A 26,280-nucleotide genomic window follows, 5' to 3' on the forward strand; every position below is an offset into this window, starting at 1 on the left:
CTTTATGGAGAAATTGCCATGATTCAGACATTAACTCTTGAAGAGTGGGCCGCAGAAAAGTACCGGAGCAATCCGCCAAGTATGAGCACTCTGCGCCGGTACGCAAAGGAAAGCATGTTCACTCCACCAGCACGAAAAGAAGGCCGTTACTGGCGAGTGAGAGAAGATGCAGAATTAACCGGGAATATTACTCAACCGGTGATCAAAAAAACTGATTCACCAGCACTTCTGAGGATATTGTCCGATGGCTGCGAGACCCCGTAAAAATAATGTTTCTGTCCCAAATCTTTACCCTCTCTATAGCAGAAAGGTTAATAAGGTTTACTGGCGGTATAAGCACCCAATCACCGGAAAGTTTCACGCTCTGGGTGATAATGAAGAAGAGGCCATTGCCATTGCAACAGAAGCCAACTCTCGACTTGCTGAACAACGCACACGCCAGGTATTAGCAATTAGTGATCGTATTGCCACCAGCAAAGGGAAAGCAATAACGGTTTCTACCTGGCTGGATCGCTACTGGGTTATACAGGAAGAAAGGGTTAAATCAGGTGACATTAAACCGAATACATTCAAACAAAAGGCCAAGCCTGTAGCAATACTTCGTGAGAGAACGGCTATGAAATTAATCTCATCTGTCGATGTAAGAGATATTGCTCAGATTCTTGATGATTCCATATCTGCTGGACAACCCAGAATGGCGCAAGTAATACGGTCGGTATTAATCGATGTATTTAAGGAAGCCCAGCATTTTGGCGAGGTACCACCGGGATATAACCCTGCACTTGCTACTAAGCAGCCACGCCGCAGGATCACTCGTCAACGTTTAAGCTTAGATGAATGGAAGACAATATTTGAGTTCGCCGACACCCATCATAAATATCTGGGTAACGCGATGCTTCTGGCGATTGTCACAGGCCAACGCCTTGGCGATATCTCGAGAATGAAGTTTTCCGACGTCTGGGACGATCACTTACATGTTGTGCAGGAAAAAACGGGTAGTAAAGTAGCTATCCCACTTTCCTTGCGTTGCGATGCAATTGGCTGGAAGCTTAAGGATGTGATTGCTCGCTGTCGCGATTATGCAGTCAGCCCATACCTAATTCATTTTTTCAGAGCAACTTCGCAGGCCGAACGTGGGGCTCAGGTAAAATCCAATACCATCACAATGAATTTCAGTAAAGCCCGAGACAAAGCAAATATAGATTGGGGGGATGGAACCCCTGCGACATTCCACGAACAACGTTCTCTTGCTGAACGGCTTTACAAAGAACAGGGAATAAATACTCGAATGCTGTTAGGCCATAAAACACAACAACAAACCGATCGTTACCATGATGACAGAGGAAAAGATTGGGTAACTGTTGCATACTAAATATTAGGGCATACAAAATAGCATGCCCTTGAAGTATTAAATAAGGCCTTTTAATTCAGCTTGCTCAAAAACAGACAGAGCAGCTGAATTATTACCCCAAGCTTTTTTATCAAAAAATAAAACATGTACATTGCTAATTAGTTTATCAACAGGTAGATTATCTAACACTGCATATTCATCGAAGTATTTCTTGAAATTTTTACCATGTGTAGCATTACCATTATAAATTAAAATCAGAAGTTCATAATTGGAAATCTGAGCTCGAAGTATGTTTGCATATTTTTTCTTTGAGTCATCATCAATAGCTGCATCACTAATAAACTTAAACATGTTATATAAAAATCTATAGTAATGTGAAAAGTTACCAGATCTTCCCGAAAAATAATTATCGAAGAGCTTTGAGAGTTTTTTCATTTCATTTTCTCTGGAAAAATCATTCTCTTCAATATACTCAAGATGTTCAATATCACCTTTCCTTAAGCAATCATTTTTGAACCTAGAATAATAGTGAGTAAAAATAGAGCGGCCTTCTTTTTTTACTTTTTTATCATCACCACCGACTCTCATATCTTTTATTATTGTTTGCAGAATATTTAACATGTTGAAAAATGAGTTTTCAAAATCACGCATTTTCTCAGATTCATCCCTCTTTTTTGATTCAGAATCAATCTTACTCATAGCATCATTTTGCAGCTTTAGAGTTATTAATACACCACAAAACCCCAAAGCCGAGAAAATTGAAGTTAGTGCTCCCCAAGAGTCTCCAAAAGTTCCTGTTTTAGCAAAATCTGCTTCATGAAAATATGCATCAGCATTAAAGATAAAATATCCATATGCCAGGCAGATCCCAAAAATCACCAGTAGTGCACATGATAGAGTTTTAAACATTTATCTGGCCCATCCCAAAGCCATTTTGATAACTTATTTTGATAAAATTTTGATAACCATTAGCAAGCTAACAAAAAACAGCGGGAGCGTTAAGCTCCCGTTAATAGATTTAACAATAAATCGAATTACATGTGTTCGATCATTGCGTCGCCAAACTCTGAACATTTCAGCAGCTTAGCGCCTTCCATCAGGCGTTCGAAATCGTAAGTTACGGTTTTCGCGTTAATCGCGCCTTCCATACCTTTAACAATTAAGTCAGCCGCTTCGAACCATTCCATATGACGGAGCATCATCTCTGCGGACAGGATGATGGAACCTGGGTTCACTTTATCCTGGCCTGCATATTTTGGTGCTGTGCCGTGGGTGGCTTCGAACAGTGCGCATTCGTCACCGATGTTAGCGCCTGGTGCGATACCGATACCGCCAACCTGAGCTGCCAGGGCGTCGGAGATGTAGTCACCGTTCAGGTTCATACATGCAATTACGTCATACTCAGCAGGACGCAGCAGGATCTGTTGCAGGAATGCATCAGCAATCACGTCTTTAACGATAATCTCTTTGCCGGTGTTAGGATTTTTCAGTTTCACCCATGGACCGCCATCGATCAGCTCGCCGCCGAATTCTTCACGCGCCAGTTGGTAGCCCCAGTCTTTGAAAGCACCTTCGGTGAATTTCATGATGTTGCCTTTGTGAACCAGGGTCACGGAATCACGGTCGTTGGTGATTGCGTATTCGATGGCTGCACGAACCAGGCGTTTGGTGCCTTCTTCAGAGCAAGGCTTGATGCCGATGCCGCAATGTTCTGGGAAACGAATTTTCGTTACGCCCATTTCATCACGCAGGAATTTGATGACTTTTTCAGCTTCTGCGCTGTCAGCCTTCCACTCGATGCCCGCATAAATATCTTCTGAGTTCTCACGGAAGATAACCATGTTGGTCAGCTCTGGGTGTTTAACCGGGCTTGGCGTGCCCTGGTAGTAACGCACCGGACGCAGGCATACGTACAGGTCGAGTTGCTGACGCAGAGCAACGTTCAGGGAACGAATGCCGCCACCAACTGGCGTGGTCAGTGGCCCTTTAATCGCCACGCGGTAATCACGAATCAGGTCCAGAGTTTCTTCTGGCAGCCAGACATCCTGGCCATAAAGTTGGGTAGATTTTTCGCCGGTATAGATTTCCATCCAGGAAATTTTCCGCTCGCCTTTGTAGGCCTTCTGCACGGCGGCATCAACCACTTTAATCATAGCTGGCGTCACGTCCACACCGATACCATCACCTTCAATGAAAGGAATGATTGGGTTGTGAGGAACATTCAGTTTGCCATCTTGCAGGGTGATCTTTTTACCTTCCGCCGGAACAACTACTTTGCTTTCCATTAACCTTCTCCTTCGAGCGCTTCTTTTTGTTAATGATTTGTAATGTGCGTGTCAATACTACTTGAATATCAGGCCCGCGCCAATCACTGGTGATTTCCGTTATAATGCGTTAATACCTAACATCTGAAAACACTATGAATAAAACTTCTTTTAGAAACCAGCAAGTTAAACGATTCAGCACACAACGACCTGCCAAAAAACCACAGCATAGCGGACCGAAGCGGCTGGTTATCTTCAATAAACCCTATGATGTGCTACCGCAATTTACCGACGAATCCGGGCGCAGCACGCTGAAAGATTACATACCGTTACAAGGAATTTACGCGGCGGGACGTCTGGACAGAGATAGCGAAGGTTTGCTGGTGTTAACCAATGACGGCGCATTGCAGGCAAAACTGACGGAGCCTGGTAAACGCACCGGTAAAATTTATTTCGTGCAAGTTGAAGGTGTGCCGACGGAAGAAGCGCTGGAATTGTTGCGAAATGGCGTGACGCTCAATGACGGCCCTACCCTGCCAGCAGGTGCGGAGTTAGTTGATGAGCCAACATGGATATGGGCGCGTAACCCTCCAATTCGTGAGCGTAAGGCCATTCCAACCAGTTGGTTGAAGATCACTTTATATGAAGGCCGTAATCGCCAGCTTCGGCGGATGACGGCGCATGTCGGTTACCCGACGCTGCGCCTGGTGCGTTATGCAATGGGTACGCTGGAACTGGCAGATTTAGCGCCAGGTGAATGGCGCGAAATCCCAATGGACACGCTATAAAAGGTGCTGGGTATTCACGCCGTGTTGAGTGACATGCGAAACACGGCTACTGAGGAAAGCATCGCTATCAGGTACGGTGATTTCCAGCGCCTGCTCAAAGAGCGATGAATGAATCAAGAAATTGGCGCTACATGCGTTGCTGGCAATCGGGATATTCCAGGCCGTCGCCAGCCGCATCAAAGCTTTGACATCAGAATGATGTGGCACTGCGCTGAGCGGGTCCCAGAAGAAAATCAGTACATCTATCTGGCCTGATGCAATCAGATATCCTAGCTGTTGGTCGCCCCCTATCGAACCACTCATCAACGCCAGAACGGATAACCGAGTGTGTGCCTGCAATAGGTTTCCAGTGGTGCCTGTTGCGTAAATGATATGTTGGCTAAGAGCCGTCTGGTTATCAACCGCCCAGTTCAGCAAGTCGGGTTTACAAGGATCGTGAGCTACTAAAGCGATACGTTTCTGTTGCGGCATAATACGCGTGGTAAGCTGCATGATGGTGCCCTCGTGGGATTTTTGAAATCCAACAGAGTATAGGTCACAGTAAAAATATGTGATCCAGATCACTTTCTAATGATCGTACTAACGAATTTGAGACAGGAAAAATAACGATGTTTAAGCCGCACGTTACCGTCGCCTGCGTGGTTCAGGCACAAGAGAAATTTTTGGTTGTTGAAGAAACAATCAATGGCAAAGCCACGTGGAATCAGCCTGCCGGGCACCTGGAAGCTGACGAAACGTTAATAGAAGCGGCTACGCGCGAATTATATGAAGAAACCGGTATTTGTGCGCAACCGCAAACCTTTATCCGCATGCACCAATGGATAGCCCCGGATAAAACCCCTTTCCTGCGATTCCTGTTTTCCATCGATCTCGACGAGCAACTCCCGACAACGCCCCACGATACCGACATCGATCGTTGTTTATGGCTCGATGCGCAACAAATTGTTAACGCTGATAATTTGCGCTCACCGCTGGTTGCCGAAAGTATTCGCTGCTACCTACGTGCGGAACGTTATCCACTCAGCATTCTGGGCGCATTTAACTGGCCGTTTAGTTAGGGGTGATAGCTTTGGGGATGCGTGATAGAATACGCCGCCTTATAAGTTCAATGTCGTGAGTTACTCCAATGTCTGAAAGCCCAAAAAAAGTGATTGTCGGGATGTCCGGCGGTGTCGATTCCTCCGTTTCCGCTTACCTGTTGCAGCAACAAGGTTACAAGGTGGAAGGCCTGTTCATGAAGAACTGGGAAGAGGATGATGGCGAGGAGTACTGCACCGCAGCTGCTGATTTAGCTGACGCGCAAGCCGTTTGCGACAAGCTCGGCATTGAACTGCATACCGTAAACTTTGCCGCAGAATACTGGGATAACGTATTTGAACACTTCCTGGAAGAGTACAAAGCCGGGCGCACACCTAACCCGGATATTCTGTGCAATAAAGAGATCAAATTTAAAGCCTTCCTCGAATTTGCAGCCGAAGATTTAGGAGCCGATTACATCGCTACCGGTCACTACGTGCGTCGCGAAGATGTGGACGGTAAAAGTCGCCTATTGCGCGGCTTAGACAGCAACAAAGATCAAAGCTACTTCCTTTATACGCTGGGGCACGAGCAAATCGCACAAAGTCTGTTCCCGGTCGGCGAACTGGAAAAACCAGAAGTTCGCCGCATTGCTGAAGAGTTAGATTTGATCACCGCGAAGAAAAAAGACTCCACCGGTATCTGCTTTATCGGCGAGCGCAAATTCCGCGAATTCCTTGGCCGATACCTGCCTGCACAACCGGGTAAAATTGTCACCGTTGATGGTGAAACCATTGGTCAGCACCAGGGTTTGATGTACCACACTCTGGGCCAGCGTAAAGGCCTGGGCATCGGTGGCACCAAAGACGGTAGCGAAGAGCCGTGGTACACCGTCGATAAAGACGTTGAGAACAATATCCTGGTTGTGGCTCAGGGTAGTGAGCATCCACGCCTGATGTCCGTTGGCTTAATTGCACAGCAACTTCATTGGGTTGACCGTGAAACGTTGACCGAACCACTGAAGTGTACGGTCAAAACCCGCTATCGCCAGACTGACCTTCCATGCGTGATTACGCCGCTGGATGCAGACCGTATTGAAGTGCGTTTTGATGTACCTGTTGCTGCCGTCACACCAGGCCAGTCTGCCGTGTTCTATCTCGGTGAAGTATGCCTCGGTGGTGGTGTTATTGAGCAGCGTCTGCCGCTCACTGTTTAAAAATTGTCAGCAAGGAAGAAGCTCCGTGGCCAAGAATTACTATGACATCACCATCGCACTGGCAGGGATCTGCCAGTCTGCCCGTCTGGTTCAGCAATTGGCACACCAGGGGCATTGCGATAACGATGCGCTGCATGTCTCGTTGAACAGCGTTATCGATCAAAACCCGGGCTCCACGCTGGATGTTTTTGGTGGCAACGAAGCCAATCTTAAACTCGGTCTGGAAACCTTGCTCGGCGTGTTGAACGCCAGTAATCGCCAGGGTCTGAACGCTGAACTGACGCGCTACACATTAAGCCTGATGGTGCTCGAACGTAAACTTCACGGCAGCAAAGGCGCAATGGATAAACTTGGCTCAAGCATTGCCGGGTTGCAGCGCCAGCTTGATCATTTTGATCTTGAGTCCGACACACTGCTTAGCGCCATGGCCGGGATTTATGTGGATGTGATTAGTCCATTAGGCCCACGTATTCAGGTCACCGGCTCCCCTGCTGTGCTGCAAAGCCCGCAGGTGCAGAGCAAAGTCCGCGCCTCATTATTGGCCGGTATTCGTGCCGCCGTATTGTGGCATCAAGTTGGCGGCGGCCGCTTGCAGTTAATGTTTTCTCGTAGTCGCCTGTGTGCTCAGGCCAAACAAATTCTTGCTCAATGTTAACCTCTCTGGAGTTGTAACTTATGGAATTATCCTCACTGACCGCCGTTTCCCCCGTTGATGGACGTTACGGCGACAAAGTCAGCGCTCTGCGCGCTATTTTCAGCGAATTTGGTTTGCTGAAATTCCGCGTACAAGTCGAAGTACGTTGGCTGCAAAAACTGGCCACGCACGCAGCGATCAAGGAAGTTCCTGCTTTTGACGCAGACGCAATCGGTTACCTTGATAAAATTGTTGCTGAGTTTAGTGTAGAAGATGCCGCGCGCATCAAAACCATTGAACGCACCACCAATCACGACGTAAAAGCGGTTGAGTATTTCCTGAAAGAAAAAGTAGAGGCCGTCCCTGCCCTGCATGCGGTATCTGAATTTATTCACTTCGCCTGTACTTCTGAAGATATCAACAACCTGTCCCACGCGTTGATGCTGCAAACTGCACGCCAGGACGTGGTGCTGCCGTACTGGCGCAAAGTGATCGACGCGGTGAAAGACCTGTCGGTTCAGTATCGTGATATTCCTCTGCTTTCCCGTACCCACGGCCAACCAGCCACCCCATCAACAATGGGTAAAGAAATGGCAAACGTGGCGTACCGCATGGAGCGCCAGTTCCGTCAGTTAGAGAAAGTGGACATTCTGGGCAAAATCAACGGCGCGGTGGGTAACTATAACGCCCATATGGTTGCTTACCCGGAAGTTGACTGGCACCAGTTCAGCGAAGAGTTCGTGACTTCACTGGGCATTCAGTGGAACCCGTACACCACGCAAATCGAGCCGCACGATTACATCGCTGAGCTGTTTGATTGCATGGCACGCTTTAACACCATTCTTATCGACTTCGATCGTGACGTCTGGGGTTACATCGCGCTGAACCACTTCAAGCAGAAAACGATTGCCGGCGAAATTGGCTCTTCCACTATGCCGCACAAAGTTAACCCAATTGACTTCGAAAACTCCGAAGGCAACCTGGGTCTGTCTAACGCAATGCTGCAACACTTGGCGAGCAAACTGCCTGTTTCACGCTGGCAGCGCGACCTAACTGACTCCACCGTGCTGCGTAACCTTGGCGTGGGTATTGGCTATGCGCTGATTGCATACCAGTCCACCCTGAAAGGTGTGAGTAAGCTGGAAGTGAACCGTGACCGCCTGCTGGCAGAACTGGATCTCAACTGGGAAGTGTTGGCTGAGCCAATTCAGACCGTGATGCGCCGTTACGGCATTGAGAAGCCATACGAGAAGCTCAAAGAGCTGACTCGCGGTAAGCGTGTTGATGCGGAAGGCATGAAGCAGTTTATCGACAGCCTTGAGCTGCCAGAAGAGGAAAAAACTCGCCTGAAAGCGATGACCCCGGCTAACTATATTGGCCGCGCCATCACCATGGTTGACGAACTGAAATAACCTTCCAACGCCACCCTTCGCGGTGGCGTTTTTTTCATCCCCGGCTGTTTATACATGGTTTATGCCCCCTCGTTGATAATTAGCGTTAAACTATCAATGCCGTTTATATTCTGGGGGATAAAGAATGCGAGTTCTGGTTGTAGAAGATAATGCTCTGTTACGTCACCATCTCAAGGTTCAGCTACGTGAGTCCGGGCATCAGGTCGATGCTGCTGAAGATGCCAAAGAAGCTGACTATTTCCTGAATGAACATACCCCCGATATTGCCATAGTCGATTTAGGCCTGCCCGATGAAGATGGCCTGAGCCTGATTCGCCGCTGGCGCAGCCATGACGTGACGATTCCTATCTTGGTTCTGACCGCGCGTGAAGGCTGGCAAGACAAGGTCGAAGTGCTGGGTGCGGGTGCTGATGATTACGTGACCAAGCCGTTTCATCTCGAAGAAGTGGTCGCCCGCATGCAGGTGTTAATGCGCCGCAACAGCGGCCTGGCGTCTCAGGTTATTTCCCTGCCCCCTTTTCAGGTCGATTTGTCACGCCGCGAGCTGCTTATCAACGACAGCCTCATCAAGCTGACCGCCTTTGAATACACCATTATGGAAACGCTGATTCGTAACAATGGCAAAGTGGTTAGCAAAGATTCACTCATGCTTCAGCTTTACCCCGATGCCGAACTGCGTGAAAGCCACACCATTGATGTATTGATGGGACGTCTGCGCAAGAAGATCCTGGCTGAATATCCCCACGAAGCCATCACAACGGTGCGCGGTCAGGGTTACCGCTTCGATTTGCGTTAACCATGAAATTCATCCGCCATTTTTTACCGTTATCGTTACGAGTTCGCTTTTTACTCGCAACCGCCGCCGTAGTTTTGGTGCTGTCATTGGCCTACGGCGTTGTGGCACTGGTGGGTTATAACATCAGTTTTGATAAAACGACTTTCCGTCTGCTGCGCGGCGAGAGCAACCTGTTTTATACCCTTGCGACCTACGAGAACGGCAAGATAAATGTAGTGATTCCTGAAAACCTGAATCTGAAAACTCCGACTATGGCCCTTATCTACGATGCTAAAGGCAAGCTGATGTGGGCTCAGCGTGATTTGCCGCATGTCGCGCAGCAAATTAAAAAAGAGTGGCTCACCACCGATGGTTTTCACGACCTGGAAGCCAATTTTGATACCAGCCATGACTTGTTGGGCAACGACCAAAATCTCCAGAACCAGCTAAAAGATTTTTATGATGGCGACTATAGCGATGAAGTCAGCCACTCCGTTGCAGTCAACAAATACCCGGCAATGGGCAAAATGCCCGCCTTAACCATTGTGGTTGTCGACACCATTCCTATTGAGCTAAAACGCTCATATACGGTCTGGAGTTTGTTTACCTGTGTTTTCCTCGCCAACCTGCTGTTAGTCATACCGTTACTTTGGGTCGCCGCGCGGTGGAGCTTGCGCCCCATCGAAGAACTGGCAAAAGAAGTGCGGGAGCTGGAAAAACATGACCGCGACAGCCTGAACCCAGAAACAACACGCGAGCTGACCAGCCTGGTGCGCAACCTCAATCGCCTGCTGCGCACGGAACGCGATCGTTACGATAAATACCGCACCACACTTACCGACTTAACGCACAGTCTGAAAACACCCCTGGCGGTTTTACAGAGCACCTTGCGATCGATGCGCACGAAGAAGCTGAATATTGAAGAAGCGGAACCGTTGATGCTGGAACAAATCAGCCGTATCTCGCAGCAAATTGGCTATTACCTGCATCGCGCCAGCATGCGCGGCGACAGCGCCCTTATCAGCCGCGAGCTTCATCCGGTCGCCCCGCTACTCGACAGTCTGTGTTCCGCACTCAACAAGGTTTACCAACGTAAAGGGGTGAATATCACACTCGATATTTCACCGGAAATCACCTTTGTGGGCGAGAAAAATGACTTTATGGAAGTGATGGGCAATGTTCTCGATAACGCCTGCAAATACTGCCTTGAATTTGTTGAGATCTCAGGCCGCCAGCTCGATGACGCGCTGCATTTAATCGTTGATGACGACGGACCGGGCATTCCTGAAAGCAAACGCAGCATGGTGTTTGACCGTGGGCAACGCGCCGACACCTTGCGACCCGGCCAGGGCGTGGGTTTATCCGTTGCACGTGAAATCGTCGAACAATACGACGGTGAGATTCTGGCCTCGAGCTGTGAACTCGGTGGCGCACGCATGGAAGTGATTTTTGCGCGCCAGCGTCCAGACCGGGAAGAAGATTGAAAATACTCCCGTAACAGCGGGCGCCATCCGTTATAATCCTCGGCAGGCTCCTTCACCTGCCGGATAATAATATGGACTATCAACTCGACCTAAATTGGCCCGATTTCATCGCGAACTACTGGCAAAAACGCCCGGTGGTTCTAAAACGTGGCTTCAAAAATTTCATCGACCCTATCTCCCCGGATGAACTCGCAGGCCTTGCCATGGAAAACGAGGTGGACAGCCGCCTGGTCAGCCATAACGACGGCAGATGGCAAGTCAGCCACGGCCCGTTCCAGAGCTACGATCATCTGGGCGAAAACAACTGGTCTTTACTGGTTCAGGCAGTTAACCATTGGCATGAACAAAGTGCCCGCCTGATGCGCCCCTTCCGCGCTCTGCCCGACTGGCGAATTGACGATCTGATGATCTCTTTCTCGGTTCCAGGCGGCGGCGTTGGCCCGCATTTCGACCAGTACGACGTGTTTATCATTCAGGGCGTTGGCCGCCGCCGCTGGCGTGTCGGGGAAAAAGTCGCCCTGAAACAACACTGCCCGCATCCTGATTTACTGCAAGTGGAGCCGTTCGACGCCATCATCGACGAAGAGTTAGAGCCGGGCGATATTATCTATATTCCGCCTGGTTTCCCGCACGAAGGTTACTCGCTGGAAAACTCGATGAACTACTCAGTCGGTTTCCGTGCGCCAAGCGGTCGCGAGTTAATCAGTGGTTTTGCCGATTACGTGCTGCAACGCGAACTGGGCAGCCAGCGTTATACCGACCCTGACGTGCCTGTACGCCAGCACCCTGCCGATGTGCTGCCGCAGGAAATGGACAAGTTACGCGAAATGATGCTGGAGCTCATCAACCAGCCGGAGCATTTTAAAACCTGGTTCGGTGAGTTTGTTTCCCAGTCACGCCACGAACTTGACGTCGCGCCACCAGAGCCGCCATATCAGCCTGACGAGATTTATGACGCCCTGAAGCAAGGTGATGCTATTACTCGCCTCGGTGGACTACGTGTGCTGCGTATCGCCGATGAGATTTACGTCAACGGCGAGAAAATTGACAGCCCGCATCGCCCGGCGCTTGAAGCACTGGCGAGCCATATCACACTGAAAGCAGAAATGTTTGGTGATGCGCTCGAAGACCCGTCGTTCCTTGCCATGCTGGCCGCGCTGGTTAACAGCGGATACTGGTATTTCGAGGATTAACGTCTATCCCGCCTTCTCAGCCGCTTATTGGCTGAGAAGGAGTTAACACAGTTTTAATGAATGGCTGGAATGACTTCTCCACCAATCATCGCCAACCCGCATGCCGTACGGATAAAGCGCGGCGCTTTCAAATCCTCAGCCAGCATGGTCAGTAATTCAAACAGCAATTCTTCTATATGCTCCTGCTGATCCTCAGTGACCTGTTGATTCAGTAATACCATGGTTAATGCGGAGCAATATTCGCAGGTAGTCTCTGAATCTGTGGAAAGTTGACTGCGATATTCATCGGCATTATTTTCATTCACCGTTAATTGCTCAATAAGATGCTTTGGCAACGGCGATTTCAAAACCACTTTCAATACATTCAACCCCGCCAGTAAACGCCCACACAGCGCCATATATTCAGCGTGATTATCAACTTCGATTAATTCATCAGCATAACGTTGGCAAATATCCACAACCTGAAATAAATCATGCGTGGCACCCAACGGTAATTTTAATAAAGCTGCGATATCCCCTGCAATAATGGATTGAGTAGCAGTAATTTCAGCGCGAGCAAATGTGTTACTATTGGCAACAGCCATAGCGTGACTCCTGTGAAGTTAACGTTGTGGTTAGCCCTCGTTTGGTGTTGCTGCACCAGGCGGGGGCGTTTCATTTAATACCCTTCATACTTTGAGCTGCATTTTTGTTGGCTGCGCTCACTCACCCGCATCACTTACTTGAGTAAGCTCAGCGGGATTCATTCACTTGCCGCCTCAATGCAACTCGAATTATTTTGGGTATAGGATAATATTGTTTTCTATCCACCTACTCTCGGCTAAAAGTACTGTACAAGTCAACAGTGGAGCTGTGCTTAATTATTAGAAACCAAAAGTCTTCGGCACAGGTCACAATTAAAGGAAAACTAGCAGTGGAAATTTCAGAAGAATTAATGACTGCTTTAAGCGTTTTTAATTTTATATAAATAATGAGTTACTGAGTTATATTTTTTATATTTCGTTATGGGGCAATTATTTTTGATGGTGGCTACTTAGAATGTACGTTTTAATTTGGTGCCAAAAAACATAGATCTAGCCACTACCAAGACTTATTGCCAAAGGGAATACTATATGTCTGGAAGGCGCTTCAGTTGCCTGGAGTTCGCCTTGGCGAGACTAGATGAAAGCCATGAACGAACGTCAGCTATGAGCTGTGAGTTCAACCGATGGATGCAACACATTGGTTAAAACGCTCTGCGGGTGATTCATAGTCTAGCGTTTTTCTTGGCCTCTCGTTGAGCTGCCTGGCAACATTGTTTAGTCTTTGCTGGCTGTGAACCGATAAGTCAGTTCCTTTTGGAAAATACTGCCTGAGCAATCTGTTTGTATTTTCATTGGAGCCGCGTTGCCAGGGGGATTGAGGATCGCAGAAGTAAATTTGAATATCTGTTGCTACAGTAAACCGGGTGTGGCTGGTCATTTCAGCGCCCCGATCCCATGTTAATGTTTTATATATCTCAGCAGGTAATTCCCGCGCTTGTTTGATGAGTGCAGATATAACCGTAATGGTCTTGTTGTCCCTGACTTTGGCCAACATAACAAAACGGGAATGACGTTCTACGAGGGTGACGATATAGGAGTTTTTTGAACCCTGGATCAGGTCACCTTCCCAGTGACCTGGTATGGCTCTGTCTGCGGCTTCCGGTGGCCTTTCGCTGACAGGTATCGCATTCGGGATTTTCCCTAATCCTTTCCCTTTAAGTGATGACGTTCGGGACCTACGCACCGCTCTACCGGTTCTGAGACATTGCTGCAGTTCTTTTTTTAATGCTCCCCGGGTTTGTATAAAAAGCGTTTTATAAATCGTTTCATGTGACACATGCATTTCCTGATTATCTGGATAACAGCGTTTCAGCCAACCGGCGATTTGTTCCGGCGACCAGTCCTGATGCATCTTTTCTGCAATGATTTTACACAACGTAGGGCTTTCAATTAGCTTACAAGGTTTTGGTCTCAGAGCACTTTCCCACGCTACAGTATCCGCTTTTGCTGCCCGGTATTGTTTTGCACCTCCGTGTCTCTTGATCTCGCGGCTAATCGTTGAGGGGGCTCTTGATAATTTGTCAGCGATGTCCCTGATGCTTCGTTTTGCTACCAGTCCTCTGGATATCTCCTCTCTTTCATCAAGCGAAAGTGCTAACCGGTGCCGCTTTCGGACAGGGGGACGGTATCCACCAGTCTGATGGATAGTGGGCATAATAGAAGAATGGTATCTGTCGAACATTCTGGCGATATCATGCAGAGAATCACCTTGCTTGTATCTGTCCCAGATAATCGCCTTTTGTTCTGGCGTGTAGTAAATGCGAGTTCTTCGTTTCATGGCAACGTCCCCCTTGATCAAGGATAGCGTTGCATCGACCCGTTGAACTCACAGCGAGGAGCAGACGTTGTGTTTGAATCAGGATAGCTCAGGTCGGATGGGCCTTGCAGGATTAAAGGTAACGACTATTTCAGGTGACGTAAGTGTGTAGCAATCCCCCATCTGAGTGCGACACATCTTCCATTTATCAGTTCGAAAACGGAGTAACTCGCATTGGGTTGTGCATACCTGGGGAAATCATCGACAACCCCTCCTTTTAGAATCGCAAGAACACCCTGACTGACGTGTCCGTGAGACACGATACATATTGTTTGATGAAGTCGTGTTTCTTCCAGATTGTATAAAAAACGCATAATTCGCTGAGAAGCGTGTGAGAGAGATTCACCACCTGGTGGACAATACTCTGCATCAAGATTGAATAGCGCATTTGCATCGTTCGGATGGTATTTAAGGAACTGTGCTGATGACATTCCTTCAAACTGACCAAATGCCTGTTCTTTAAGGGCCGGTTCAGCCATCAATGGGCAACGAAAGCATTCAGCTAGGCTCTGTCCCATTTGCCTGGCACGCTCAAGCGGAGAAGCGTAAACACATTCTACCCGGTAATCACTTGCACCAAATGCTGCCAGTAGGGCTGAGGTTTGATGCAACCCCCGATGGGTTAACTTGCTATCACTCTGCCCCTGAATAATTCCTCTCACATTCCACTCTGTTTCCGCGTGTCGAACAAATATCACTTTCATCGTAAGAGGGCCATGCATCTTGTTGATTTAAAATCTTTCAGACCAAACGTACCTGACTGATGTAGTTGTTCTGGGCGAAAAATATGAACAAGTGTAGTTGAATGCGGTTATGGTCAGCCTCAGAAGTGATGCTTTGAAAGTAGATAACGTCCGCTCCTGGCACAGAGCGAACCTTCATTGACGCCATGCCAGTGTCAATGCAATCGCTCGTCTGGACGTTCAGATTATTCTCTCCAGCGCTGGCAAATCATCACTTCTGGCTACGCGTACAGCTCAACATCCGCTGGCAACCGTCTAAGGTGAGGGCACACTGTGCCTCGGAAAGTGTTTATACCTCCCGGGGTTTTCCCTCCGTAATGAGTAATTTGTGCCATGATTTTTATACCCCTTGAAATCTAAAACGTGATATATGTTTTTGAACGCGCTGACCGCCGTGATGTCAGCAATTTTGTCTGTTTTCCTCTCGGTGCAAAAAAAAAATCATTTTGAGCATGTAAGATCATCCTTGATTTAAAACTATCAGTAGTAGGAACGATTAACTTAGTTGCCAGGGCGTCTTATCGCACAGCATATCTATCAAAAGTTCAGAAGATCACTTGGGCGGCCAACATTAGTTCCTGCCAAAGCCTCAATCTTGGATTGAGCATAGGCAATGGGAGATGCTCCACTGAAAACGAGCCACGATACAATCTCGGGATTCGCTATCGAAGTGAACTTGGCAAAATTATCGATGTTTTCTTTGGCTAGTAATACGCGTTTAAGGTGTTTCTTGAGTTTATCTGGTTTGCCCTTTATGTCATCACCTTGATATTCAGATAGTTGCGAGGCAACTTCTGAGTAATTACGAGCAAGTGAGAGGTCCTTACATTCGATAACGAGAACTTGATTGCGGTCTGAGCGCCAGGCAAGAAGATCAATATCCCCCGGATCACCTGGTAGATTCCTGCGAAGAATTTCAGGAAAGCCTATGCTACGTCGAACTGTCCAGCCTATTTCACGAAGTTCTCTCTCCAAAGTTTTTTCGAATGTGTGTCCTTCCCGCGCTCCACCTAACCAAGTGTCTCTCATACCCTCTGTGCGAAAGAAGTCACGCTTAAATTGCCCAGTGTATGCGCCATCGAAAACGTATTTAAGGGACAGATTCAAGAGTCCTGGTGCGATAACAATTAGTGGATCGTGACTCTCTTCAATCTGTAACAAGGGACGTACAGCAACTGAAAGGCGTCGGCCAAACCTCCAGGGATATATATCAGAAAGGTCAAATCCATCGGGCACTACATCCCATTTCGGACGCGCGCTAAGGATAAACTGGTTGAGGAACGCATCAATAGTTTCATCTGCGAGCCCAGCCGATTTAGCAGCATCCGCTAATTGGCTTCTTCGCATCTCGAAGATTGCTGATTCTTGCTCTATTCCGATGGACTCAAGGAACTGGATAAATCGCATTCCATCCTCGAGAGTGAAGCCCATTTCTGCTTTCCAGAATGCAAGGAAAATATCGGTTTGGTCCTCGGTGGTTTCAGCCGCAACACTATCTTGTTTGCTATTCTCATCATCCCCTCCGGCAGTTTTCACATAGTGTTGCTCGAATTGTGCCGCTTGTTCCTCAAACCGTTCGTTAGTAACTTTTGAAAGCATTGGTTCAAGCACCATTTTGCCGAGTTCATCGCGAAAGAGGAGATCACCTAAGGGGGAGATGCGAATATCAGCAGGCAAAGCACCGAAACGTACGGCATCTGACATACCACCTATGCGAAAAAGCAGTGATGCCCGTGCAAGAAGTTTACTGAGTGCCATATCAGAAGGTTCAATTCCACCGCTTGTCGGGCACACACAGATGGCAAGTTCAATGATTAGCCGGGAAGTTAACGCTGCGCCCGCATAACGGCTCATTTCTTGAGCTATCGTCTCTTCGACACCCTCTTCTCCTGCATGCAAGCCAAGGACCGCTGCTGCAGTACTACGCCAGTGCGCCTCTTCACAACGGGCCTTTACAACGTTTTCAAGTAATCGCATTACTGTCTGTTTACGGTCAAATCTTGAAAGTTCGCTTAGTAAGTCTTGGATCAGCACATCAACCACATCATTAAGGAGCTTTCCAACTTCCTTTTTACCCTGATATCGTGATGGTGCATCTGTCGAAACAGCACGCCATGCTAGCTCAATTCGGGCTGCGGCTGAGTCGATATCTTCAATAGCTAAAAGACGTTTAGTTAGTGAACGGCCTAAATATTGGTTGAAGTCATAAGCCTGCATTATGTGGAAGCTGCGCGCTCTGTCATTGGGCACCGCTATCTGCTCAACAGTGACCCCTTTGTCTACTGGCTCTTTCATCCGAAGAAGTGTGGCAAACGCCGTACCGAGTGCGCGCACCAGAGTTCGTTCTGCACGGTTATCCGGTAGACGAAAACCTGCAAGATACCCATCTTGAAGAACCACACGAATCGCCCCATGCTCATGGATTCGTTCAAGTCGCCAAAATGTATTCATATCATCAGAAAATTTCTCACCATCAAATCTGCCGATATTGTCGTTACCATCAAAATGCAGATACACCTTTAATGATTTTTTTATTGGTTGCTCACTCAAGACCTCCAGTGCCTCGCCAATCCGCCCAATCCATGTTCGAACCATTTTGGCAAGCTCAACGAGGAGCATCCAATCTTCCATTTCTGGAGCTTCGAGCGTTACCCAAAGATTACCCTGCCCCTCATATACACAGGTCAGCCGTTGCGCTTCAAGATCATCAATTGATGCGTAGCACTTGCTCTGACGCTCGGTGGGAAAGAAATCTTCTGCCGAAGGCCTCATCACTCGATGCCATTTACCATTGTTGTCACTAACGCGATGCCGGTCATATCCTGTGTCTGCCGCTATTCGTATACCACGGAGTAAATTCGTGGGAATCATTAACATTAGCGGGTGTTCCGGTGTGATACGGTCATCTGGTAACTGGTCATGAGGAACCATATGGCCATCATTGGCACGTATCCACCCAAGAAGATTGAGAGTTCCGCTCATATTGATTAAGCGAACACCAGCTTGCCTGATCGTTTCGACTGCGTCTTGCACACGCCAGAAGGCAATTGGTGACATATCGGGTAATGCCCCGAACCGGACAAAGTCCGCACCAGACATCCATTCAAATCCCCAACCATCTGGCAGTTGGGGAGGGACCCCCATAAAACCCGCCCCCCACCCACATGCAATGCGCACGACGATGCCACGCTGAAAGCCGGGTTGTTTGGCGAGGTCAGCTGTAATTTGTTCAACAGAGTTATCTAGAAATTGCGTGGTCTCTTCATCTAGCTGTAGCAAGTTGTTGAAACCGGTATCGGCATATTGCTGTATGGAAGGCAAAACGAACTGAAGTACCATCAAATGACCAGTATCCACGATGGAGGTTACCATCGTTGTTCGGCTCATTTTGTACTTCTCCCATGTCAGTCTTCTTAACCTTCCGCCATTACCGAAGACCGGCATCTCGGAGAAAGTAAGGCTGTAGACGTTAGCTAACGCTTTGTCTAGCTCGCTCAATTCTTCTGTGCGCTTTGCAAATGTTATCACTGCCTGGCGAAGTGCAATGGTCATGGCAGTAGGAATTACAACCACAATACCATCGCGTGTGCGGAGCAATGGCCGTTGTTCAAGCATTCCCTCCCCAGGGACCTGATTTCCAAGCATACTTATATGAGAAGGTTCAAGAATGAAAGGTGCTAAGTCAGCAAGTTTGATCCCCTCAGCTCGAAGAGAACGCTCGGACAACGTTACCCTTGAACAGAGCGTTTTCTCATCAAGACCAGCGGTGTCAAGAGAGTCAGGGAATTCGTCTGCGCCTTCCTGAAAACGATAAAGGCCAGAGCGAGCACAAATGACATCTGAGAGACGGAGAATTGCCTGTATAGCAAGTTTCAGCGAGCGATAGCGGTGCGTATCCGGCATGTCGGATACAATTTCGACCATTAATTGTGTATAAAAACCTGCCGCCTCCCAAACCCCCTCTAGCACACGGTAATCACCTTTTTTATTATCAACAAGGGCGACGAAGACGTCCTCAGCAGGATCTTCTCCAACGATACTACTCGACTCCCCAATAGTGACATACCAGCGTTTCACGTCATCGATATTTGCTATCTGCTGACCTTTGCAGTGAATTAGTGCAAGGCTCGTCAGAAGCTCAAAGCGCAAACACTGAGATTGGTGTGCCGGGAGAGTAAGAAGGCTGGCGAGTAAAGCTACCGTGCTGTCACGCTCAAAATTGACAAACTCAGTGACAACCAATGCGTTGCTCTTTGCTATGTCATCAAATGAGTATTTAAGCGTTATTCCATCAGCCTGCTCGTCCATTTCTTCAAACAAGGTATGTACATCCATATGAGAGAGATGCTCGTTCACGGGAACTCCTGGCTAAACATTTGTCAACTTGGATTGAGGACTCATAGCGGAGATGATGACTTTAAGTCAATGTATAACAGATGTTTTTCTGATTTTAGTCTCTTTTACCGTACATTTTTAAGATGACTATTATCCATAAGCAGCATTTTGAAGTTTTTTCCGACTCTTGTTGGTTTTAGTTCGTATTTTTAATTCAACCAAACAGCCCCTTCAAGTCAGTACCGGACTATGCCAAGGATAATGTGCTGAACTGCTCCCTTAACGTCGATACAGTGTGGACTTACAAACGTCCGCTCTTGGCACAGAGCTGCCTGTCAGATTAGGTTTTACTCTGTGCCATAGCTGTATCAGTTCAAACCTGAGCTAATACAAATGATTTTCAAGATAAAATAAATGTAACTCCTATATCGGCTGAGCCGTAAGTTCAATCGTGCGACGGATCACACTTAACCTATCGAAGTCATGCTCTTTATTGATCTCGCTCTCACCCACTCGTAATGAGTCTTCCCATATTTGTTTACAACGTGAATTTCGTCTTTTATAAAATCGGGATAACTGCTGATCCATCGTTCCTGATTTCTCAAGCTCCTCTGCAAGTACGAGAGCATCTTCGATTGCCATACCCGCACCCTGACCTAAATGCGGCGTGGTGGCATGGGCTGCATCACCGATTAATAACACGCGGTTTTTATACCAGGGTTCATCGACAAACAATTCGACCAATGGTTTATAGACTACCTGATGATTATCAGTAATTTGGCTTTTAAGATCTTCGGTTAATGACCATTGGGTATTAATACGTTCGCGCATACGTTCTGCTAATTCATTCTCAGCAAAGCGTGGGTTTCCGGGCTCAAAGGAGGTGACATACATATACATAAGATCTTCAGCTAATGGCACCAGGCCACAATTACACGCATCGCTAATGAAGCAGACTAAATGGTCGACTTCGCTTTTGCGTGGGAAGTTGTATCGCCATACACCCTGCCCGGTAAAGCGCGGCTGATATTTATCACCGAAAAGCATTCCTCGAATCTGTGAATACACGCCATCGGCACCAATGACCAGAGAGTAGTCAGACACCTGGCCGTTGGTTAACGTGACCTGCACTTTTTCATCATCCTGCTGGAGAGCCTTAACGGTCACTCCGGTGAGGATATGGGTGCCAAGTTCAGTTGCCGTTTGGCAAAGAACATTGTGCAAGGCTAAACGAGAAATACCGACGTTAGCGGGAAATTGCTCCCCGGCTAATCGCTGGCCCGGGAAGCTGGCAAGCATATTGCCGCTACTGGAATAAATGGAGACCTTTTCAAAAGCATAAGCAGCATCGAGATAACGCTCCAGTACACCAAGGCGCTGCATTTCGCGGACAACATTATTTTGCTGAATAATACCCACGCCATAGACGCGCCATGAGGTTTGCAATTCCACCAAATCAACGTTGATACCAATGCGACGAAGCGCAATGGCCGAACATAAACCACCAATACCGCCACCAACGATAAGTACTCTCTGTATTGCGCTCATATTGTCTCTCTTATAGTGATTATGCAGGTCGGGTAAGACTTCATCTCAAGAGTAATGAGTGCAACAACAGCAGACCAATCACAACACAGGATGATCGCTATCTCAAAAATCAATAATAAGGGAAGAATTGTTGGTCAATTGCTCAATAAATGTAAGATTATTGTTAAATGAAGATTCAAGGCACTAATCAGGGTGGTTTAAATGCGTTTCCAACATCTCGACCTCAATTTGCTTGTAGCTCTTGATGTCCTGCTGGCTGAACAAAATATTACTCGCGCCGCGGCAAGGTTACATATGACTCAATCTGCTGCGAGTGGGGTGTTAAACCGGCTACGTAACTACTTTGATGATGAACTGCTAAGCCAGGTGGGGCGCAAGATGGTGCCCACGGCATTAGCAAAAGAATTACAAGAACCGACGCGTGAAGTGTTACTCAAAATAAACACCACCATTGCGCGCAGACCGGCCGACGACCCTCTGACCAGTAAGCGCCATTTTCGAATAATGGCCTCCGATTACATGATAAATGTTCTGTTATGTGACGTTCTGCGGGTGGTAAATAAAGAAGCACCAGGTATGACTTTTGAATTTTTCTCACCGGATCAGCATTCGGTGGATTTGCTGCTGCGCGGTGAGCTGGATTTGATGCTGGCGCCAGAAAAATTCATGCTTCCTGATCACGAAATGCAGCTGTTATTTGAAGAGCAATATGTTTGCCTGGTCTGTGAAAATAATGAGTTCGTCGGCGATACCTTAACACTTGAGAATTATCTCGAGCTTGGCCATACCACTGTTTCATTTGGCCGGGAAAGGACATCTGGACTTGAAGAATGGCTACTTAATGAATATGGCATCCAGCGTCGCCTTGAAGTGGTTGCCCATAGCTATCATTCCTTGCCACAGATGTTAATTGGCACTAACCGTATAGCCACCATTCATCGCCGTCTGGCTGCTCAGTTTGCCAAACGCATGCCACTGCGGATGCTCTCTTCACCGGTGGATCTGCCGGTGATGCGTGAATTTATGTGCTGGAATAGAACCCATAATAACGATCAGCCTGCGGCATGGCTGCGTGATAAAATTTTGTCCGCTGCGACATAAAATAAAAAATAGTCGCATTTCATTTTTTCTGAAATAGCGACCATATTAAGTAAAATCATTGTTCGCTAGAACGTCAGGAATGTATTCAACCATAGCTGAGAAATATCCATGGTATTTTTAGCAAGCACGGACCTTTTCCACGAGAAATAAGCACCGTATTGCGGTGTACCCCAACCGACCTGCGGACCTAAAGCAATTTCATTAACTTTATTGCCGTTCTCACCCACGACATGTCCATTTTGCTTATCATCAGTAAACTGACCATGCCAGAAGCCACCTACGCCGACAAACATGCCGTTTGAGAAATAGTAGTTAGACGAATACTCAAAGTTGGTTTCCATACCAGACTGGTAATGGGTATCTTCGTTCTCGGTGTTATAAATAACTTTAAATAATCCACTCACGTCCCAGTTTTGCATCGGATACCAGGTCCAGGCGTAGCTACCCTGAATACCCCAATAATTTCTCCCCACATTCGCCAGACGGTTTTTATCGTAATCGCCGGTAGGGGCTGTGAATAATAATACGAAAATATCGTTATAACTGCCAAAATGGCGACCGAGGGATGGGCCAAAGGTAATATCACTGATGCCAGAGTTTCTTGAATCCCCGACATAGTGCATTTTCATACGGTTGTCGGTATAAACAATACTCGTTTCAAAAGCCAAATTACCATTACCGAGAACATTCTCATCAAAGACATGTAAGAACCTGAAAGCATTCGCCGATGTCGCCATCTTTAAACCCATGCCAGTGTCATCACCATGTTCATCTCGTGCACTGAAACCTTTTACATACGCGTTATAGTTATATAAATAAGTTCCTGGTGCTGCCAGCATTCCCGGTAGTACTGATTGAACACCTACCGGTACGACCGTACCTCCATTTTCTGTAGCAAATGAAGGTACACTCGAAGTGAAAAGTGCTGTAGCGAGAAGCACCTTGGTTGTAAGGCTAGGTTTCATTTCATGCTCCCATTGGGTTTTATTATTTTATGCAGGTACCCTTATAAAATAATAAAAAGATCTGAAAGCAATCATCATGCAACATGATAGCTATTAGTCTCGGCATGAATACGACAACCCAGTGGGAATTTTAACAATAGAAATTTATTACTGAAGAACACGATGCTGCAGCATAAAATACCAACAACCTCACAATACTAAGATGAAGACACATCTGTTGTTAAATATGGTGAAATTCATCCATCCCTGTTTTGTGAGCCATCGCGTGTTTTGTGATGAATTCAATCACCCAATTTTGCGTCTGGAATAAAAAGTAACAGGAATGTACAAAGGCAGAGCAGAACGAAACCAGGCCAACACGACCTGGTGTTTACAGCAGCGTTTAATTTTATTTTGTTGATAAGGTATTACTAATTAAATTAGCAATATTATCATCACTGCGGAAACCAACTTTTATAGCACACGGGGTATGAATAGGGGGTAAATGGCCAAAGTCACACTCAAGGTTAGGGTCGGGATCGAAGATGATTATTCCCTTATTTTTTGGATACATCGTCGCAAGATAATCTACTACTTGCCCGACACTCAATGACAACGCAGGAAGTAACCAGGCTCTGGCAGTTTCGTCGCTATGAGGTAATTCTGCGGCAATAATTAAATTATCCACAGCACAACTCACAGACATCCACCAACTGGTAAACAGGACAAGTCCAGGGAATACCTTTCGCCATACAGTTAATAATGTTGCTCATAAAAGCTGACTTTAAAGCCACAGAAAATTCAGGGCGAGCGACAAGTCCGGGGAAACGAATAATACGCGCAGATAACAGTTTCTGTTGATGGAGATCCTGAAGGGCTACTTCACAAAGCCATTTATGCTTACCATATGAAGAGACCGGGTTAGGATTACGTTCTTCCTGAAATATCTCTTCCCCCATTTCGCTATAAACAGCAATGCTACTACTGTAAATGAGGGTTGGCCTAATAGATTGCGCGGCGGCGATATCAAACAGACTGAGTGAAAAGATTAAATTAACCCGCAACCCTTTTAGCGGCATTTCCTGTGCCGCACCGCCAGCTAAACTTATCAGATGAAAAATAGTCGCAATAGGATAATCAAATATTTTTTTGATGACTCGACTGTCTGTGATATCTCCCTGAATAGGAAGGAGCAAAGGGTCGTCAGGGAAATCCTCTAAGGTTTGGTCAAAAATTATAATACGTGTGATTTTTTGCCAATTGAGATATTTTTTATTGAGTAATGCATAAACTAAATTACGTCCCAGAAAGCCATTAGCCCCAGTAATAAGTATGTTCACCAGGTTTTCTCCTAAACAGCATATTGCCCGTCGATTAAGATAAATACCATTCTGGCCATCGATTCTGTTCTGTTGCTCCAGGCGTGATTTGTTCCTCGTTGAATAACAACATCACCACGTTGCAAGTGAACTTCTTCATCGTCAAGAATCAGCCAGACTTCACCCTCCAAAACGATGCCATAATCGACAGTCTCGGTACGGTGCATCAAATTATGTTTAGATGTGACATTCGATGTATAGGCTGCGGAAGCCCCCATCTCAGAAAATGCCGCACCTAAATTATTTGAGCTAGATTGGTGATCGGCATCTGGCGAAATATCGACAACACGTAAAACAGTCCCATTTTTTTCTGGTGTTAACTTCAGTGGTAGATCGGATGGGAGCAATTTATTATTTATCTGCGCTGGCGATGCGTCAGTTCTCCATATCTCATGAAATAGGGTACCGGGAACAGCCTGCAGGGGAAATTGCATATGATCCCCTGCTTCATGGCAAATAACAGATAACCCGCGGGAATTATTCTTAGTCACTACACGCTTAAAAGATAGCATTGTGTTCATATCTACTCTCTGGCAATTTATTCACACTGCTCACTTTATCATGCGATAAACTTTAGCGACTATTGAGGATAATCATTATAGGTATTGGCATAATTCATAGTCGATATCGGTCGGTGATGAATGTGAAATACTCCGCACTCGGCGAGTTACCTAAGCCTATGCTAACGACATGACTCTGAATGCCATTTACAATATCACCATCAGGATATTAATCGTGGGGTTTATGATTTTTCCGCTCTTCGCTTGGAGAAACACCAAACACTTTTTTATACAGCGACGAAAAGTGGTTACTATTTGAAAAGCCGCATAAAAATGCAATTTCCGTTATTTTAAGATCTGTCTCAACTATTTTTGTTCTGGCAGACAGCATCCGTAACCTTTTTAGATAGCTATCTGGTGTCAGCCCTGTTGCGGCTTTGATATGTCTGAACATGGTTCTGCTCGTAAGATGGAAAGTATTGGCCAATGTATTCCAGTCATAATCCTGAAAGCAGTTATCCTGTAAATAGTTAAGCAACTTATTAAGCTTATAGTTAGTGTCACTATTTTGAGAAATTGATTGCGCTTTTAAAATAGTTGTGAGCAGTGTGAAAAATGAAGACTCCCATAATGCAGGGTTACTTTTGTTAACAGTAAAAATTTGATTGATTAAATCGCCACACTCGCTTCTTTGTGCAGGGGATAACCAGGCATAGCAATTTGCATCCCTGGCAGAAAATTGTTTCAGTAGGATATCTATCTGTTTCAGATAGGTAAATTCTACTGAAGGATTGATTAAAATATTGGTTAGTTTTAGTACACCGAGCTCATCATAGAAATGATGATCTGATCTTTGCACATAAAAGACATCCCCCTTTCGAACATAAATCGGCTTTGAATTTATAACATGTAAGCCATAGCCTTCTTCTACTATTACAAACTCGTCAAACTCATGACTATGCTCGCAACAATTGTCCTCGGGGTCACTTTTGTATATTGCTAACTTTGATTCAATAGAATCGAAATACTGAGCCAGGGTTAAAGTATTCATTTATCTAAACCGCGTTGAAATTATCAATACAATAGTTCACTTGCTGTTTAGGGGAAAGACTGATTTTTAAAATTGTGAACATGGATTGATTGATCTACAACAAATTGCCAGTTTCACTTCATCAATGGCACTGTGAATGTAGTCT

The 26,280-nt window shown here is 46.5% G+C and carries 24 protein-coding genes; 11 read left to right on the forward strand and 13 right to left on the reverse strand.

Translation table 11 applies throughout. From position 1 onward, the window contains the following. Positions 1 to 18: 18 nt before the first annotated feature. Positions 19 to 264, forward strand: a complete 246-nt coding sequence (locus tag EDF88_RS04950; RefSeq protein ID WP_134183367.1) for an excisionase — start codon at positions 19 to 21, stop codon at positions 262 to 264. Beyond that, complete coding sequence (locus tag EDF88_RS04955; protein WP_134183369.1) at positions 245 to 1,372, forward strand: site-specific integrase; 1,128 nt, start codon at positions 245 to 247, stop codon at positions 1,370 to 1,372. Before EDF88_RS04950 ends, EDF88_RS04955 begins: the two co-directional genes overlap by 20 nt. 36 nt (positions 1,373 to 1,408) lie before the next feature. Here EDF88_RS04955 and EDF88_RS04960 read toward each other — a convergent pair whose 3' ends face one another. Continuing rightward, a complete protein-coding gene (locus EDF88_RS04960) occupies positions 1,409 to 2,260 on the reverse strand; it encodes a putative phage abortive infection protein (RefSeq protein ID WP_134183371.1) in 852 nt (283 codons plus the stop codon). A gap of 125 nt (positions 2,261 to 2,385) precedes the next feature. After that, complete coding sequence (gene icd / locus EDF88_RS04965; protein WP_064518026.1) at positions 2,386 to 3,636, reverse strand: NADP-dependent isocitrate dehydrogenase; 1,251 nt, start codon at positions 3,634 to 3,636, stop codon at positions 2,386 to 2,388. Between the two features lie 134 nt (positions 3,637 to 3,770). Here icd and rluE point away from each other — a divergent pair, with 134 nt between their 5' ends. After that, complete coding sequence (rluE, locus tag EDF88_RS04970; RefSeq protein ID WP_134183373.1) at positions 3,771 to 4,403, forward strand: 23S rRNA pseudouridine(2457) synthase RluE; 633 nt, start codon at positions 3,771 to 3,773, stop codon at positions 4,401 to 4,403. Here the strand turns inward: rluE and EDF88_RS04975 are convergent. After that, on the reverse strand, positions 4,398 to 4,895 hold the full coding sequence (locus tag EDF88_RS04975; protein ID WP_064518021.1) for a methylglyoxal synthase: 498 nt from the start codon (positions 4,893 to 4,895) through the stop codon (positions 4,398 to 4,400). The two genes, rluE and EDF88_RS04975, sit on opposite strands and share 6 nt — an antisense overlap. Before the next feature lie 116 nt (positions 4,896 to 5,011). Between EDF88_RS04975 and EDF88_RS04980 the strand changes: the two genes are divergently transcribed. The 7 genes from EDF88_RS04980 to EDF88_RS05010 all read left to right on the forward strand — a co-directional run bounded on the left by EDF88_RS04980 (position 5,012) and on the right by EDF88_RS05010 (position 12,134). Beyond that, positions 5,012 to 5,461 (forward strand): NUDIX hydrolase, encoded by a 450-nt coding sequence (locus tag EDF88_RS04980; RefSeq protein ID WP_134183375.1) that lies wholly within the window; start codon positions 5,012 to 5,014, stop codon positions 5,459 to 5,461. A gap of 68 nt (positions 5,462 to 5,529) precedes the next feature. After that, complete coding sequence (gene mnmA / locus EDF88_RS04985) at positions 5,530 to 6,636, forward strand: tRNA 2-thiouridine(34) synthase MnmA (protein ID WP_064518017.1); 1,107 nt, start codon at positions 5,530 to 5,532, stop codon at positions 6,634 to 6,636. A 25-nt stretch (positions 6,637 to 6,661) separates the two neighbouring features. Next, positions 6,662 to 7,291, forward strand: coding sequence for a high frequency lysogenization protein HflD (hflD, locus tag EDF88_RS04990; protein WP_134183377.1), 630 nt, complete (start codon positions 6,662 to 6,664; stop codon positions 7,289 to 7,291). Positions 7,292 to 7,311: 20 nt separating this feature from the next. Beyond that, positions 7,312 to 8,682, forward strand: coding sequence for an adenylosuccinate lyase (purB, locus tag EDF88_RS04995; RefSeq protein WP_134183379.1), 1,371 nt, complete (start codon positions 7,312 to 7,314; stop codon positions 8,680 to 8,682). A gap of 124 nt (positions 8,683 to 8,806) precedes the next feature. Next, on the forward strand, positions 8,807 to 9,478 hold the full coding sequence (gene phoP, locus EDF88_RS05000) for a two-component system response regulator PhoP (RefSeq protein ID WP_064518010.1): 672 nt from the start codon (positions 8,807 to 8,809) through the stop codon (positions 9,476 to 9,478). Between the two features lie 2 nt (positions 9,479 to 9,480). After that, positions 9,481 to 10,941 (forward strand): two-component system sensor histidine kinase PhoQ, encoded by a 1,461-nt coding sequence (phoQ, locus tag EDF88_RS05005; protein WP_064518008.1) that lies wholly within the window; start codon positions 9,481 to 9,483, stop codon positions 10,939 to 10,941. Positions 10,942 to 11,012: 71 nt separating this feature from the next. Next, a complete protein-coding gene (locus tag EDF88_RS05010; RefSeq protein ID WP_134183381.1) occupies positions 11,013 to 12,134 on the forward strand; it encodes a cupin domain-containing protein in 1,122 nt (373 codons plus the stop codon). 53 nt (positions 12,135 to 12,187) lie between these two features. Here the strand turns inward: EDF88_RS05010 and EDF88_RS05015 are convergent, their stop codons facing one another. From EDF88_RS05015 to EDF88_RS05035, 5 genes are all read right to left on the reverse strand, one after another. Then, the gene (locus tag EDF88_RS05015) at positions 12,188 to 12,718 is read right to left on the reverse strand and encodes a hypothetical protein (RefSeq protein WP_064518003.1); all 531 of its coding nucleotides are present in this window, start codon (positions 12,716 to 12,718) and stop codon (positions 12,188 to 12,190) included. 616 nt (positions 12,719 to 13,334) lie between these two features. Further along, positions 13,335 to 14,495, reverse strand: coding sequence for an IS30 family transposase (locus tag EDF88_RS05020; protein WP_134183383.1), 1,161 nt, complete (start codon positions 14,493 to 14,495; stop codon positions 13,335 to 13,337). Positions 14,496 to 14,620: 125 nt separating this feature from the next. Beyond that, on the reverse strand, positions 14,621 to 15,238 hold the full coding sequence (locus EDF88_RS05025; RefSeq protein WP_064518890.1) for a histidine phosphatase family protein: 618 nt from the start codon (positions 15,236 to 15,238) through the stop codon (positions 14,621 to 14,623). 576 nt (positions 15,239 to 15,814) lie between these two features. Beyond that, a complete protein-coding gene (upx, locus tag EDF88_RS05030; protein ID WP_134183385.1) occupies positions 15,815 to 19,633 on the reverse strand; it encodes an anti-phage protein Upx in 3,819 nt (1,272 codons plus the stop codon). Positions 19,634 to 20,035: 402 nt separating this feature from the next. Next, positions 20,036 to 21,160: an FAD-dependent oxidoreductase gene (locus EDF88_RS05035; RefSeq protein WP_134183387.1), complete on the reverse strand. Its 1,125-nt coding sequence runs from the start codon at positions 21,158 to 21,160 to the stop codon at positions 20,036 to 20,038. Between the two features lie 201 nt (positions 21,161 to 21,361). Here EDF88_RS05035 and EDF88_RS05040 point away from each other — a divergent pair, with 201 nt between their 5' ends. Beyond that, entirely contained in the window at positions 21,362 to 22,261 is a 900-nt protein-coding gene (locus EDF88_RS05040; protein WP_134183389.1) for a LysR family transcriptional regulator, read from the forward strand. Between the two features lie 65 nt (positions 22,262 to 22,326). On the opposite strand, the gene EDF88_RS05045 is transcribed toward EDF88_RS05040, so the two are convergent. The 5 genes from EDF88_RS05045 to EDF88_RS05065 all read right to left on the reverse strand — a co-directional run bounded on the left by EDF88_RS05045 (position 22,327) and on the right by EDF88_RS05065 (position 26,135). After that, positions 22,327 to 23,226, reverse strand: a complete 900-nt coding sequence (locus tag EDF88_RS05045) for a transporter (protein WP_134183391.1) — start codon at positions 23,224 to 23,226, stop codon at positions 22,327 to 22,329. A 388-nt stretch (positions 23,227 to 23,614) separates the two neighbouring features. After that, positions 23,615 to 23,893: a hypothetical protein gene (locus EDF88_RS05050; RefSeq protein WP_134183393.1), complete on the reverse strand. Its 279-nt coding sequence runs from the start codon at positions 23,891 to 23,893 to the stop codon at positions 23,615 to 23,617. Beyond that, positions 23,886 to 24,545, reverse strand: a complete 660-nt coding sequence (locus EDF88_RS05055) for an NAD-dependent epimerase/dehydratase family protein (protein ID WP_166671950.1) — start codon at positions 24,543 to 24,545, stop codon at positions 23,886 to 23,888. The genes EDF88_RS05050 and EDF88_RS05055 overlap by 8 nt, the downstream gene beginning before the upstream one ends. Positions 24,546 to 24,556: 11 nt before the next feature. Then, complete coding sequence (locus EDF88_RS05060) at positions 24,557 to 25,018, reverse strand: cupin domain-containing protein (RefSeq protein WP_208326126.1); 462 nt, start codon at positions 25,016 to 25,018, stop codon at positions 24,557 to 24,559. Positions 25,019 to 25,313: 295 nt separating this feature from the next. Then, positions 25,314 to 26,135 (reverse strand): helix-turn-helix domain-containing protein, encoded by an 822-nt coding sequence (locus EDF88_RS05065; RefSeq protein WP_134183400.1) that lies wholly within the window; start codon positions 26,133 to 26,135, stop codon positions 25,314 to 25,316. Positions 26,136 to 26,280 lie beyond the last annotated feature (145 nt).

Origin of the sequence: Buttiauxella sp. BIGb0552 (assembly GCF_004366275.1) — a bacterium.
GTDB classification, from domain to species: Bacteria; Pseudomonadota; Gammaproteobacteria; order Enterobacterales; family Enterobacteriaceae; genus Buttiauxella; species Buttiauxella gaviniae.